Below are 12,653 nucleotides of genomic sequence, written 5' to 3'. Positions count from 1 at the left end.
CCCTACTCCTCGAATCTGATGCGGTTACTGGGCGGCGCGCGCGTCGGCGAGACGCGGCGACGGACCGTCGACAGTGGCGAATTTGGTCTTGGCTTCGGCGGCCCACTTGGTGAAGGCCTCCTTGGAAACCACTTCCACCTTGATCGGCATATAGCCGTGATAGGCGCCGCAGATTTCCGAGCACTGGCCGTAATACACGCCTTCGCGCTCGGCGCGGAACCAGGTCTCGTTGATGCGGCCCGGCACGGCATCCTTCTTCACGCCGAAGGCCGGCATGGCCCAGGCATGGATCACATCGGCGGCGGTGATCAGCAGACGCACGTTGGTGTCCACCGGCACGACCACGACATTGTCGGTCTCCAGCAGGCGCTGCTGGCCCGGCTTGATCTCGTTCGCCGGCACGATGGTGGCGTCGAAGGTGAAGTTGCCGTTGTCGGGATATTCGTAGGACCAGTACCACTGCTTGCCGATCGCCTTGACGGTCAGTTCCGGCTTGGCGGTCTTGTCGGCGAAATACAGCAGCTTGAAGGAGGGCACCGCGATCACGATCAGGATCAGGATCGGCACCACGGTCCACAGCACCTCGATCAGGGTGTTATGCGAGGTCTGCGAGGGCACCGGGTTGGCGGAGGCGCGGAAGCGCACCATCACGTAGATCAGCAGCGCCAGCACGAAGACCGAGATGAGGATGATGATCCAGAGCAGCAGATCGTGGAAATGCTGCATCTCCCGGGCCACCGGGCTCACCGTGGGCTGCATGCCCAGATGCCAGGGCGTCGGCAGGCCGGGCGTCCCGCCAGCCTGTGCGGCCGCTGGGGCGACACTGGAGATCAGGGCGGCAAGAGCCAGCCCGGGAACGGCCAGAGCCGTGGTCAAAGCCGTAACACGGCGTGCGGCCCAGCGGACGGCCGCAAACGAAGTCCACCCCATCGTTCAATACCCTCGTTTAATGACTTGGGAGTCTAAACTCTTTCGAGGGCGGACCATACACCGGCACATGCCGCCCGCCCAGTCTGCCGGACGTCGTCTGCAGCCCTTGTGCGACGATTTGTCGCTGCACTCCCGCGCCCCCCGATTTCGACCCCTTAAGCATTGATTTGGCTTGTGCTTGCGCCGCCCGGGTCGGCCCCCTAAGCTGCCCGTTCCCGGGGGCTCAAGGCATGCTCGATCCGAACCAGCGGAAACTGACGCAGGACATACTGGACTGGCTCGACCGGCCGGCATTTACGGTTGAATATGGCCCTGGCGATGATTACCGCTACGTGTCGTGCAACACCGCCTATGCCGCGCTGACCGAGATGAATGCCGAGGCCCTGGCCGGCCAGGGCCTGTCGGCCGGCTTTGCGCTGGGCGAGGTCGCCAAGGTGCGCGACCTGCTCGACATGACCCGCCGCGAAAATCGCCGGCAGATCGGCAACACCCTGATTCGCTGGGCCAACGGCTGGCTCTGCCAGGGCCTCACGGTCGCCCCGCTCAACGACAATAACGGCCGCATCACCGGCCTGATGGTGATCGCCGAGGCCAGCACGCCGGAAAAGATGCACCAGGTGGCGCTGCAGGTCGCCGAGTACAAGCTGCGCGACTTCGCCGAACTGGCATCCGACTGGTTCTGGGAAACCGATGCGGATCATCGCTTTACCTGGATTTCCGACTCTTCCTCCAGCCACACCATGGCACTGCGCACGCTGTTCCTCGGCCGCTGCCGCTGGGAGGTCGCCGTGCAGGGCGATTCCGAGGCCGACACGCTGTTCTGGGACGAGCACAAGCGCCAGCTCGACCGCCATGAGGCATTCCGCGGCTTCCGCTACTGCTCGCTGTCGGGCGACAGCGAGCTGTGGATCGAGATCAACGGCAAGCCGGTCTTCGATGCCAATGGCCGCTTCATGGGCTATCGCGGCTCGGGCCGCGACATCACCGAGCAATATCGCCAGCAGCGCCGCATCGAGGCCGCCTTGCGCCAAGCCGAGGAGGCCAGCCGCGCCAAGAGCCAGTTCCTCGCCAATATGAGCCATGAGCTGCGCACGCCGCTCAACGCCATCATCGGCTTCTCGGAAATCATCCGCGACCAGATGTTCGGCTCGGTCGGCGTGCCGCGCTATGTCGATTACGCGCGCGACATCAACGGCTCGGGCACCCATCTGCTCGCGCTGATCGGCGACATTCTCGACATGTCGCGCATCGAGGCCGGCTATTACGCGCTGGATGAAAAGGCCGTCGACCTTTCTGCCGTGATCCAGTCGGCGCTGACCATGGTGCGGCCGCAGGCCGAGCGCGGCGGCATCACGCTGCGCAACCTGTCGCCCGATACGCTGCCGCAGCTGCGCGCCGATGAGCGCGTGGTCAAGCAGGTGCTGATCAACCTGCTCGGCAATGCGGTGAAGTTCACCCCGGCCGGCGGCACCATCGACGTGGTGTTCCGCCAGCTGCCCGACGGTACGCCGTCGCTGACCGTGATCGACACCGGCATCGGCATCACCACCGAACGGCTGGAACATATCTTCGAGCCGTTCCAGCTCGCCAAGGCCGAAGTGGCACGCCAGCACGGCGGCACCGGCCTCGGCCTGTCGATCAGCAAGCGGCTGATGGAACTGCATGGCGGTTCGCTCGGCCTCAGCAGCACCGTGGGCAGCGGCACGCAGGCGCAGATGACCTTCCCGAGCTGGCGCCTGCTGTCGGATGCCGACCAGGAATGGACGCCGCCGATGCCGCTGGCCGAAGCGCCGGCACCCCCGCCCAGCCCGCCGGCCGCCAGCCTGCGCAAGCCCGAGCCGCCGCCATCGCCGGCCGGCCAGGGCGATCTGGCCGAAACCCTGCGCGAACTGGTCGCCACCATGAACGAGGGCGTCCTCACCATCGATGCCCAGGGCAACATCGCCAGCGTCAGCGACACCTGCGCCACGATCTTTGGCTACCCGCCGGGCGAGTTGGACGGCCAGAATGTCAAAATCCTGATGCCGGAGCCGTTCCGCTCGGGCCACGATTCCTACATCCGCAACTACATGACCACCAAGCGGGCGAAGATTCTCGGCCTGGGCCGCGACACGCTCGGCCGCAAGAAGTCGGGTGAGATTTTCCCCATCCATATCAGCGTCGGCGAATATGCCGGCGAGGACGGCCCGGCCTTCATCGGCCTGGTACGCGATATTTCCGACCGCCGCGATGTCGAGCTGCGCGCCGAATTCGCCAGCCGCAACGACCCGCTGACCGGCATTCTCAACCGCTCCAGCTTCATCGCCGAGACCGAGCGCATGCTGGGCGCCCAGCATCGCCTGGATGGCGGCCTGTGGGTGCTGTTCAACCTCGACATGGACGGCTTCCGCGATATCAACGAGGGCTTCGGCTACCATATCGGCGACAGCGTGCTGAAAGGCACCGCCGAGCGCATGGGTGAGGTGCTGCCGCGCGAGGCGCTGGTCGGCCGTATCGCTGCCGACCAGTTCGCCGCCCTTGCCGGCGTCCACGACCTCAACAACGCGCTCAACCTGGCCCAGGCGGTGCACGCGCATCTGACCAAGCCGATCACCGCGGAAGGCCGGCTGGTGCCACTGAAGGTCAGCATGGGCGCCGCCATCGTCGACGATCCGTCGGAAAAGATCGGCGATGCCTTGGCCAAGGCCGAGCTGGCGATGAAGCTGGTGCGTGCCGCCGGCGGCGATTCGACGCGCTTCTACAGCCCGGAAATGACGCGCGCCGCCGAGCGCCGCCTGCGGCTGACCATGAATCTGGATGCCGCCATCGACAATGGCGAATTCCATGTCGTCTACCAGCCGGTGGTGGAAACCGCGACCGGCGCGATCTGCGCCATCGAGGCGCTGCTGCGCTGGAAGCATCCCGATCTCGGCGCCATCTCGCCGGCGGAGTTCATCCCGCTGGCCGAGGAAACCGGCGCCATCATCGCGATCACACGCTGGGTGTTTGCCACCGTCACCGAACAGATCCGCGACTGGCGCCGCCAGGGCATCGAGCCGCGCCGCGTCTTCGTCAATGTCTCGGGCCAGCAGTTCATCCGCGACGACCTGCCCTCCTATTTCCGCAAGATGGCGAAGGAGGAGCCCGACATGGTGTCCTTCATCGGCATCGAGATCACCGAACAGGCGGCGATCCAGAATATGGAAGCCACCGTGCAGGCGATTCGCGACCTGGCCGAGATCGGCGTCGACGCCGCGCTGGACGATTTCGGCACCGGCTATTCGTCCTTGAGCTACATCCAGCGGCTGCCGATCCGCAAGATCAAGCTCGACCGTGCCTTCATCGCCGACCTGCCCGGCAACGACCGCGACATCGCCCTGGTCCGCGCCATGATCGGTATGGCCAACGGTCTCGACCTGCCGGTGGTGGCCGAGGGCGTGGAAACCGCCGCCCAGCGCGACTTCCTGCGTGGCGTGGGCTGCAGCGAGCTGCAGGGCTACCTGATCAGCCGGCCGGTACCGCCCGAGGACATGGCCGAACTGCTGCGCCAGAGTGACCGCCGTCGTCGGAATTGACGGCCGCCCACGCCGATTTGAGCCGTCGCCTCTCTGCAGGGGGCTGTATTTTTCTTAACCGCGGCGCCATATAATCTGCAGTCGCGGGTCGTTTCCCGATTTTCCCAGTCTTTTCAGGCTTGTTACGAGGTTCGTCATGACCGGTGCTTCGACTGCCCAGGATCTGTTTTTCACCCGCGCCGGGCTCGACCGGTCGCGGCTGCAGTCGATTGTCGGCGACTCGCTGCATGGCGCCGATGACGGCGAGTTGTTCCTGGAATACAGCCAGTCGGAAGGCCTGACCTTCGATGACGGCCGCCTTAAGGCCGCGGCCTATGACACCACCCAGGGCTTCGGCCTGCGCGCCGTGTCGGGCGAGCAGACCGGTTATGCCCATGCCTCCGAGCTGTCCGAGGCCGCCATCAAGCGCGCCGCCACCACGGTGCGTGCCGTGCGCGCCGGCCATGGCGGCGAGATGAGCGTCGGCCCGGCCGCCACCAACCGTCATCTCTATGGCGACGACAATCCGCTGAACGAAATTCCCTTCGAGCAGAAGGTGGCGCTGCTGCAGGCGATCGATGCCTATGCCCGCGCGAAAGACCCGCGCGTGAAACAGGTATCGGTCTCGCTGGCCGGCAGCTGGCAGGCAGTCGCCATCCTGCGCGCCGACGGCAAGCTGGTGGAAGACATCCGCCCATTGGTCCGTTTGAATGTTTCGGTTGTGGCCGGCCAGGGCGACCGCATGGAAAGCGGCAGCCGCGGCGCCGGCGGCCGCGTCGGCTACAAGCAGTTCTTCGATCCGTCCCACTGGCAGGCCGAAGTGGATGATGCGCTGCGCCAGGCGCTGGTCAATCTGGACTCGGTGCCGGCCCCGGCCGGCGAGATGCCCGTCGTGCTCGGCCCCGGCTGGCCCGGCGTGCTGCTGCATGAAGCGGTCGGCCATGGCCTGGAAGGCGACTTCAACCGCAAGAAGACCTCCGTCTTCGCCGGCCTGATGGGCCAGCGCGTCGCCGCGCCGGGCGTCACCATTGTCGATGACGGCACCATGGACAAGCGCCGCGGCTCGCTCACCATCGACGACGAAGGCACGCCGACCGAAAACACCATGCTGATCGAGGATGGCATCCTCAAGGGTCTGATGTATGACCGCATGAATGCCCGCCTGATGGGCGTGAAGTCGACCGGTAACGGCCGGCGCCAGTCCTTTGCCCACAACCCGATGCCGCGCATGACCAACACCTTCATGCTGGCTGGCGACCGTGACCCGGGCGAGATTCTCAGCAGTGTGAAAAAGGGCATCTACGCGGTCAATTTCGGCGGCGGCCAGGTCGACATCACCTCGGGCAAGTTCGTGTTCTCCTGCACCGAGGCCTACATGATCGAGAACGGCAAGGTTGCCGCGCCGATCAAGGGCGCCACGCTGATCGGCGCCGGCGCCGAAGTGTTGAAGCAGGTGAAGGCGGTGGGTAACGACCTGCAGCTCGACACCGGCATCGGCACCTGCGGCAAGGCCGGCCAGGGCGTACCGGTCGGCGTCGGCCAGCCGACCCTGCTGATCGAAGGATTGACCGTGGGCGGCACAGCCAAAGCCGCCTGAACATCAAGATTGAAGGGTATGCGAGGGGAAGTCCCATGCCAGCCAGCCTAAACAAGATCAGCAGCCCGGATCTGCTCAAGCACGATCCGGTCTGGCAGCGCATCCGCGAGGAAGCCGCTGTCGTCGCCACCCAGGAGCCGGTCCTCGGCAGCATGGCCCATTCCGCCGTGCTGCATCATGAGCGGCTGGAAGATGCGCTGAGCTACATCCTGGCGCAGAAGCTGGGCAGCGCCGAACTGCCGGCGCTCGGCCTGCGCGAGGTGATCGAGGAAGCCTTCGATGCCGATCCCGATATCGGCCATGCGGTGCGCGCCGATCTGGTCGCGGTCAACGAGCGCGATCCGGCCTGCCGCAGCTTCCTGAAGCCTTTGCTGTTCTTCAAGGGCTTCCAGGCGCTGCAGACCCATCGCGTGGCTCACTGGCTGTGGCACCAGAAGCGCGAGACCATGGCCTTCCTGCTGCAGAGCCGCAGTTCGGAGACCTTTGCGGTCGACATCAACCCGGCTGCCAGGTTCGGCCGCGGCATCCTGATCGACCACGGCACCGGCGTGGTGATCGGCGAAACCGCCGTGGTCGACGATGACGTGTCGATGCTGCAGCATGTCACGCTTGGCGGCACCGGCAAGGAAACCGGCGACCGCCACCCCAAGATCCGCCGCGGCGTGCTGATCGGCGCCGGCGCCAAGATTCTCGGCAATGTCGAGATCGGCGAAGGCGCCAAGATCGGTGCCGGCAGCGTGGTGCTGATCCCGGTGCCACCACATTGCACGGCGGCCGGCGTGCCGGCCAAGATCGTCGGCGACTGCGAATGCGAGCAGCCGTCGCGCGAGATGAATCACGGCCTGCCCTATCATCGCGACTGACCGGCGCACGGTGATGCACCGGCTTGTCTTCGGTCTGCTTCTGGCCGCGCTGCCGCTTGTCTCGATACAGGCGCAGTCGTTGACCGGCGCGCTGGAATGGCTGCCGCCCGGCAGCCTGTCGGTCGAAAGCCTGACCCGGCATCCGCAGGAACAGCTCGAAGGCGATGAGCAGCAGAGCTTCTATGTCGAATTCGGCCGGCTGGCCTTTCGCAGCCCGGATATCCTGGGCGGCACCGCACGCAAGGCTGGGCTGTCCTGCCAGGCCTGCCATGCCAACGGCTTCGCCACCAAAGCCTTCTTCATCCCCGGATTATCAGACAAGCCGGGAACCATCGATGTCAGCCACGCCTTCTGGAATCTGCGTGGCGAGGACGGCATTGCCAATCCGGTGGAGATTCCCAGCCTGCGCGGCGTGAAGACCAAGGAACGCTTCGGCCAGGACAGGCGCATGGCCTCGCTGCGCGAATTCACCCGCCGGGTGATCGTCACCGAATTTGCCGGCAGCAAGCCCGATGCGTTATTGCTGGATGCGCTGGTGGCCTATCAGGAAAAGCTGCAGCCGGCCGCCGAAACCACCGTGCCGGTGACCCTGCAGCAGGATCTGGCCGACCTGCTGCGCTATCTCGATGCGCTACGCGTGCCGCTGGCCGAGGAAGAGCCGGCGCTGGCCGCGCGCATCACGGTGATGATCCGCGGCCAGATCGGCTTCATCCACGAACGTTTCGCCGAAGCAGACATGCGCGGCAGCCGCGGCGCGCTGGAGGAATGGTCGCGACGGCTGGCGGCGATTGCCGATCAGGCCGAGGCCGGACACTGGCCGCAGGCGCGCGAGGCCCTGAAAGCCTTGCGCCAGGCCGTTGCCGCGCCGCCGCCGGCGCTGGCGGCCGATCTGCCGCGCGCGCTCTACAATCCCGAAAAACTCAGGGCCTGGATCAGTAAGCCAGTTCGGTGAAGGCCGGATCGACCGACTTGTTCCAGCGGCCGTTATAGAGCTTCAGCAGCCCTTCCGCCGGGGTTTCACCGCTTTCCACGATGCGCACCAGCGGTTCGAGGAAATGCGTCTCGTCCTCGCCGGCCGGTGACAGGCGCGCGCGCGCCTTCAGGCCGCCCATGGCGATCTGCACCATCTGCTCGGCGTAATATTTCAGCGGCCGGCCACGCAGCGGCGTGTGCAGGCCGTATTTCGGCGCATCCAGCCGCAGCTGCTCGCGCTCGGCCAGGGTCCAGTCACGACACAGGTCCCAGGCCGCATCCAGCGCGCCCTTGTCGTAGAGCAGACCGACCCACAAAGCCGGCAGGGCACAGAGCCGCGACCACGGGCCGCCATCGGCACCGCGCATTTCCAGGAAACGTTTCAGCCGCACTTCGGGGAACAGGGTGGTGATGTGATCGGCCCAGTCGCGCATGGTCGGCATCGCGCCCGGCAGGGCCGGCAGCTTGCCGGCCATGAAGTCGCGGAAGCTCTGGCCCGAGGCATCGATATACTTGCCGTCGCGATACGAGAAATACATCGGCACATCGAGCGCGTGATCGACATAGCGCTCGAAGCTCATGCCATCCTCAAACACAAAGCCCAGCATGCCGGTGCGATCCGGATCGGTATCGGTCCAGATCTGGCTGCGATAGCTCAAGTATCCGTTCGGCTTGCCCTCGGTGAACGGCGAATTGGCAAACATCGCCACCGCCAGCGGCTGCAGCGCCAGGCTGGTGCGGAATTTTTTCACCATGTCGGCTTCGGAGGAATAATCCAGGTTCACCTGCACGGTACAGGTGCGCAGCATCATGTCGAGGCCGAGATTGCCCTTCTTCGGCATATAGGCGCGCATGATGTTGTAGCGGCCCTTGGGCATCACCGGGATGTCTTCGCGCCGCCATTTCGGATTGAAGCCCAGCCCCATCATGGCGATGCCGGTCTCGTCGCCGACCTCGCGCACCTGTTTCAGATGCGTCGAGACTTCGATGCAGGTCTGGTGGATGGTTTCCAGCGGCGCGCCCGACAGCTCGAACTGTCCGCCCGGTTCCAGCGTGATCGACTGCTTGTCCTTGACCAGCGCGATGACATTGTCGCCTTCGTTCACCGCCTCCCAGCCAAAGCGCTGCAGCCCGACCAGCAGGCCCTTGATGCTGGCGCGACCGTCATAGGGCAACGGGCGGAAATCGGATGTGTTATAGGCAAACTTCTCGTGCTCGGTACCGATGCGCCAGTCGGCTTCCGGCTTGGACCCTTCCGCCAGATACTCGACGAGCTGCGCCTTGGATGTAATCGGCGTCTCAGGCGCCTGGGCCGGTCCGGACATGAAAACCTCGGTGCTTCTTATTATCGTTTTGTGGTGCGCTGGTAGGCGGCCGAACGGCTGCTTTCGGCATATGGGGCAGATGTAAGCCGTTGTCCAGCCCCGGTATACTGCGGTTCAGTGACGCTGGGAAATTGAACTACGTCTTGAATGGCTCGTCTAATTCTGCCGCACGGATTGTAAAATAGCCAAGGCCGCAATCGCTGCTGTCTCGGCCCGCAGGATACGCGGCCCCAGCGACACCGGCACCACCTGCGGCAGGGCAGCGATCCGCGCCAGTTCCTCCGGTGCAAAGCCGCCTTCGGGGCCGATCAGCAGGGCGCAGGGCCCCGTCACGGCCTGGGCGGCCGCCAGTAAAGACAATGCCTCGGCACGTTCCACGCAGACAAACAGCCGGCGATCGGCCGGCCAGTCGGCCAGTAGTGTCTCCAGCGTAACCGCTGCCGCCACCGCGGGCACATCTAGGCGCTCGCATTGTTCGGCGGCCTCGCGCGCATGGGCAAACAGCCGCTCCGCATTCACCTTCTGCATCTGCACCCGCCGGGTGATGACCGGCAGCAGGCGGCCGGCCCCCAGCTCGGTGGCCTTCTCGACGATCATCTCGATGCGGCCCTGCTTGATCGGCGCGAAGCAGAGCCACAGATCGGTCGCCGGCACCTGGGGCCGCAGCAAAGCCTCAACCGTCAGCCGGCAGGCCTTCTTGCCTGCCTCGGCGATCACGGCGCGGAATTCGCCGTCGCGGCCGTTGAACAGCGCGACGGCATCGCCCGGTCCCAGCCGCAGCACATGGCGCAGGTAATGCGCCTGATCGTCATCAAGCGCGACCGTGCCGCCGGTGCTGAGCGCATCGGTCACATAAAGGCGGGCTTTGATCGCGTCGGTCATATCGCTTGTGCGGCGCTTTTGGCTGGACTACAGCAGCGTTATGACAAAGCCGGGCGATGAAGTCACCGATCAGGCACCTGCCGATGCCGTGGCTGGCCACTGGGTCGAGCGCTGGCTGCCGGCCGGCTGGCGGCCCTATGCCCGGCTGTCCCGGCTGGACCGGCCGATCGGCACCTGGCTGCTGCTGCTGCCCGGCTGGTGGGCCATCGCGCTGGCGCGGCCGGAAAACGCCCCGCTCGACCACGGGCTGATCCTGCTGTTCGGCATCGGCGCACTGGTGATGCGCGGCGCCGGTTGCACCTTCAACGATATCGTCGACCGCGATTTCGACGGCCAGGTCGAACGCACCCGGCTGCGCCCGATCCCGTCCGGCCAGGTCAGCGTCAGCCGCGCCTGGCTCTGGCTGCTGGCGCAGGCCCTGGTCGGGTTTTTGATCCTGATCCAGATGAATACGCTGGCGATCTGGCTTGGCGTCGCCTCACTCGGCCTGGTCGCGCTCTACCCCTTCATGAAACGCTACACCTGGTGGCCGCAGTTCTTCCTGGGGCTCGCCTTCAACTGGGGCGCCGTGCTGGGCTATGCGGCGGTGGCTGGCCGGCTCGACTGGATCACCCTGGTACTCTACGCGTCGGGCATCGTCTGGACGCTGGGCTACGACACCATCTATGCCCTGCAGGACAAGGAAGACGATGCCCTGATCGGGGTGAAATCCACCGCACGCCTGTTTGGCGACAAGGCCCGGCTGTGGATCGCCGGCTTCTACGACCTCACCCTGCTCGGTCTGGGCATCGTCGGCTGGATGGCGGGGCTGGGCTGGCCCTTCTGGATCGGCCTTGGCCTGACGGCCGTGCATTTCGCCTGGCAGGCCCTGACGCTGAAACCGGATGACAGCGCCGACTGCCTGACCAAATTCCGGGCAAATCGCGATGCCGGCCTGATCCTGTTTGCGGCTTTCCTGCTGGGCTGAAGCATATCGCTTGGCGAAGATCGGCACGCCGCGTATGTTCCGCCCATGACCAAGCGCCGAATCGCACCGCAGGACTTCGCGAGCCTGTACAGCCAATACAACGCCAACCTCGCCTTCGTGGATTGTGGCCGCAAATGCGCGCCGCTGAACGGTGGCCAGCCGGTCTGCTGCTCGACCGAGAATGCCATTCCGGTGGTCGACAAGGCGGAATACAAGCTGCTGAAAAGCCGCACCGACCTGTGGTTCGACTACAAACCGAACGATGCCGTGTCGCGCCGCATTGTGGATGAGCTGAACGATCATGCCTGCGCGGTCGAGTGCAAGGGCGCCGCCTTCTGCGAGCGCGACAACCGCACCATCGCCTGCCGCTCCTTCCCCTTCTATCCCTATCTCGACAAGGCCGGAAAGTTCATCGGCCTGACCTATTACTGGGATTTCGAGGACCGCTGCTGGATCATTTCCAACATGCAGGTGGTCGAGCGCAAGTTCGTGCAGGAGATGGTTGCCGCCTTCGAGCGCATCTTCAAGCTCGACCCGGAAGAATACGACACCATGAAAAGCCATTCGGCCAACATGCGCCGGGTGTTCAGCCGCAAGAAGAAGATCATTCCGGTGATCCATCGCGATGGCGGCTATTTCAAGATCAAGCCGGGCGACAAGGGCAAACTGACCGCCTGCACGCCGGACGATTTCAAGAAATTCGGGCCCTACAAGTCGGAAGCCGCCTATATCAAGGCGGTGAAGGCGGCCGGCGGCAAACTGGAGCCGGCCCCCAAGAAAGGCTATCTCGCCGCCTGATCGGCGAAGAGAAACGTCCCCAGCAGCACCCAGCGCCGGGCATCGCTTTCTTTCTTCGGCTTGGCCCGCAGCGGGGTGGTGTAATGCCAGAACGGCAGGCGATAGGCCGTCACCAGCCCGGCCGTCTGCGTCACCTCCACCATCTCGGTGAAATGCCCGGTTTTCGCATAGACCAGATACTGGTCGCGCACGGCAGGCGTGGCAAAACTCAGATGCATGTCGAGATAGCCGCGCCGGGCGTCGGGTTCTTCCGGATGATGGTCGGTATGCGGCCCGGCATAGTCGCCGGCGCCATAGGCGATCGCCTGCAGGCCGTATTTCTTTTTCAGCGGCCGCCCGGCCAACGCGGCGGCAAAGGCGCGGTAGCTGTCTGAGCGCAGCATGGCGATCAGGCCGATCTCGCTGGCGGCCTTGAACGCCGCCGAGCGCGCATTGTCCAGATGGGCGGTGCGCTGGCGCATCGTCTTGGGCAGCACTTCCGCATAATTCTGCGTCTGCTCCCAGATCGTCTCCGGCGGGATCGGCTGCGCCATCTCGCGCACATGCGGCAGCAATGCCTTGTCCAGCAGGGCGGCCACCGCCCGGGCCGGGCGGGCATCGACCAGGCCGCCCAGCGCCAGGAAGCGCGTGCGCGGCGCGGCCAGCGCGCCGGCCTGGGCATGGCGGCCGGCCAGCAGGGCGGTGCCCTTCGGTGTCAGCAGATCGGCGAATTCAGCAGGGAAGCGGCGCATGATCTCGGCTTAGGCCCTGGCCAGGATCGGGTCAAGCACTGGTCTGCGGCAGGCG

The 12,653-nt window shown here is 65.3% G+C and carries 10 protein-coding genes; 6 read left to right on the top strand and 4 right to left on the bottom strand.

The window, feature by feature from the left end; genetic code table 11:
* Window positions 1–24: 24 nt before the first annotated feature.
* The gene (gene coxB, locus AAG821_RS08425) at window positions 25–930 is read right to left on the bottom strand and encodes a cytochrome c oxidase subunit II (protein ID WP_341910904.1); all 906 of its coding nucleotides are present in this window, start codon (window positions 928–930) and stop codon (window positions 25–27) included.
* A gap of 230 nt (window positions 931–1,160) precedes the next feature.
* Here coxB and AAG821_RS08420 point away from each other — a divergent pair, with 230 nt between their 5' ends.
* The 4 genes from AAG821_RS08420 (at window position 1,161) to AAG821_RS08405 (ending at window position 7,875) form a co-directional block, all read left to right on the top strand.
* Window positions 1,161–4,484 (top strand): EAL domain-containing protein, encoded by a 3,324-nt coding sequence (locus AAG821_RS08420; RefSeq protein ID WP_341910902.1) that lies wholly within the window; start codon window positions 1,161–1,163, stop codon window positions 4,482–4,484.
* A 136-nt stretch (window positions 4,485–4,620) separates the two neighbouring features.
* A complete protein-coding gene (tldD, locus tag AAG821_RS08415; RefSeq protein ID WP_341910900.1) occupies window positions 4,621–6,060 on the top strand; it encodes a metalloprotease TldD in 1,440 nt (479 codons plus the stop codon).
* 35 nt (window positions 6,061–6,095) lie between these two features.
* The gene (gene cysE, locus AAG821_RS08410; protein ID WP_341910898.1) at window positions 6,096–6,923 is read left to right on the top strand and encodes a serine O-acetyltransferase; all 828 of its coding nucleotides are present in this window, start codon (window positions 6,096–6,098) and stop codon (window positions 6,921–6,923) included.
* A 13-nt stretch (window positions 6,924–6,936) separates the two neighbouring features.
* The gene (locus AAG821_RS08405; protein WP_341910897.1) at window positions 6,937–7,875 is read left to right on the top strand and encodes a hypothetical protein; all 939 of its coding nucleotides are present in this window, start codon (window positions 6,937–6,939) and stop codon (window positions 7,873–7,875) included.
* Here AAG821_RS08405 and AAG821_RS08400 read toward each other — a convergent pair.
* Window positions 7,856–9,220 carry a glutamate--cysteine ligase gene (locus AAG821_RS08400; protein ID WP_341910895.1) on the bottom strand — a complete coding sequence of 455 codons (1,365 nt, stop codon included), beginning with the start codon at window positions 9,218–9,220 and terminating at the stop codon, window positions 7,856–7,858. The two genes, AAG821_RS08405 and AAG821_RS08400, sit on opposite strands and share 20 nt — an antisense overlap.
* A gap of 156 nt (window positions 9,221–9,376) precedes the next feature.
* Window positions 9,377–10,102, bottom strand: coding sequence for a 16S rRNA (uracil(1498)-N(3))-methyltransferase (locus tag AAG821_RS08395; RefSeq protein ID WP_341910893.1), 726 nt, complete (start codon window positions 10,100–10,102; stop codon window positions 9,377–9,379).
* Between the two features lie 40 nt (window positions 10,103–10,142).
* Here AAG821_RS08395 and ubiA point away from each other — a divergent pair, with 40 nt between their 5' ends.
* Together ubiA and AAG821_RS08385 are read left to right on the top strand one after the other, a co-directional pair.
* Window positions 10,143–11,069 (top strand): 4-hydroxybenzoate octaprenyltransferase, encoded by a 927-nt coding sequence (gene ubiA / locus AAG821_RS08390; protein WP_341910891.1) that lies wholly within the window; start codon window positions 10,143–10,145, stop codon window positions 11,067–11,069.
* Between the two features lie 45 nt (window positions 11,070–11,114).
* Window positions 11,115–11,867: a hypothetical protein gene (locus AAG821_RS08385; protein WP_341910889.1), complete on the top strand. Its 753-nt coding sequence runs from the start codon at window positions 11,115–11,117 to the stop codon at window positions 11,865–11,867.
* Here AAG821_RS08385 and AAG821_RS08380 read toward each other — a convergent pair.
* The gene (locus AAG821_RS08380; RefSeq protein WP_341910887.1) at window positions 11,852–12,598 is read right to left on the bottom strand and encodes a hypothetical protein; all 747 of its coding nucleotides are present in this window, start codon (window positions 12,596–12,598) and stop codon (window positions 11,852–11,854) included. The genes AAG821_RS08385 and AAG821_RS08380 overlap by 16 nt on opposite strands.
* Window positions 12,599–12,653 lie beyond the last annotated feature (55 nt).

It is taken from the genome of Ferrovibrio terrae (assembly GCF_943372915.1).
Taxonomy (GTDB): Bacteria; Pseudomonadota; Alphaproteobacteria; order Ferrovibrionales; family Ferrovibrionaceae; genus Ferrovibrio; species Ferrovibrio terrae_A.
Note: the sequence above shows the minus strand (reverse complement) of the source record. Positions and strands in the feature narration are given on the sequence as shown.

What these genes read in the sequence shown, in the direction of transcription:
- AAG821_RS08405 (WP_341910897.1), top strand. Translation starts at nt 6,937, where the DNA reads ATGCACCGGCTTGTCTTCGGTCTGCTTCTGGCCGCGCTGCCGCTTGTC.
- cysE (WP_341910898.1), top strand. Translation starts at nt 6,096, where the DNA reads ATGCCAGCCAGCCTAAACAAGATCAGCAGCCCGGATCTGCTCAAGCAC.
- AAG821_RS08400 (WP_341910895.1), bottom strand. Translation starts at nt 9,220, where the DNA reads ATGTCCGGACCGGCCCAGGCGCCTGAGACGCCGATTACATCCAAGGCG.
- ubiA (WP_341910891.1), top strand. Translation starts at nt 10,143, where the DNA reads ATGACAAAGCCGGGCGATGAAGTCACCGATCAGGCACCTGCCGATGCC.
- AAG821_RS08380 (WP_341910887.1), bottom strand. Translation starts at nt 12,598, where the DNA reads ATGCGCCGCTTCCCTGCTGAATTCGCCGATCTGCTGACACCGAAGGGC.
- AAG821_RS08395 (WP_341910893.1), bottom strand. Translation starts at nt 10,102, where the DNA reads ATGACCGACGCGATCAAAGCCCGCCTTTATGTGACCGATGCGCTCAGC.
- AAG821_RS08420 (WP_341910902.1), top strand. Translation starts at nt 1,161, where the DNA reads ATGCTCGATCCGAACCAGCGGAAACTGACGCAGGACATACTGGACTGG.
- AAG821_RS08385 (WP_341910889.1), top strand. Translation starts at nt 11,115, where the DNA reads ATGACCAAGCGCCGAATCGCACCGCAGGACTTCGCGAGCCTGTACAGC.
- coxB (WP_341910904.1), bottom strand. Translation starts at nt 930, where the DNA reads ATGGGGTGGACTTCGTTTGCGGCCGTCCGCTGGGCCGCACGCCGTGTT.
- tldD (WP_341910900.1), top strand. Translation starts at nt 4,621, where the DNA reads ATGACCGGTGCTTCGACTGCCCAGGATCTGTTTTTCACCCGCGCCGGG.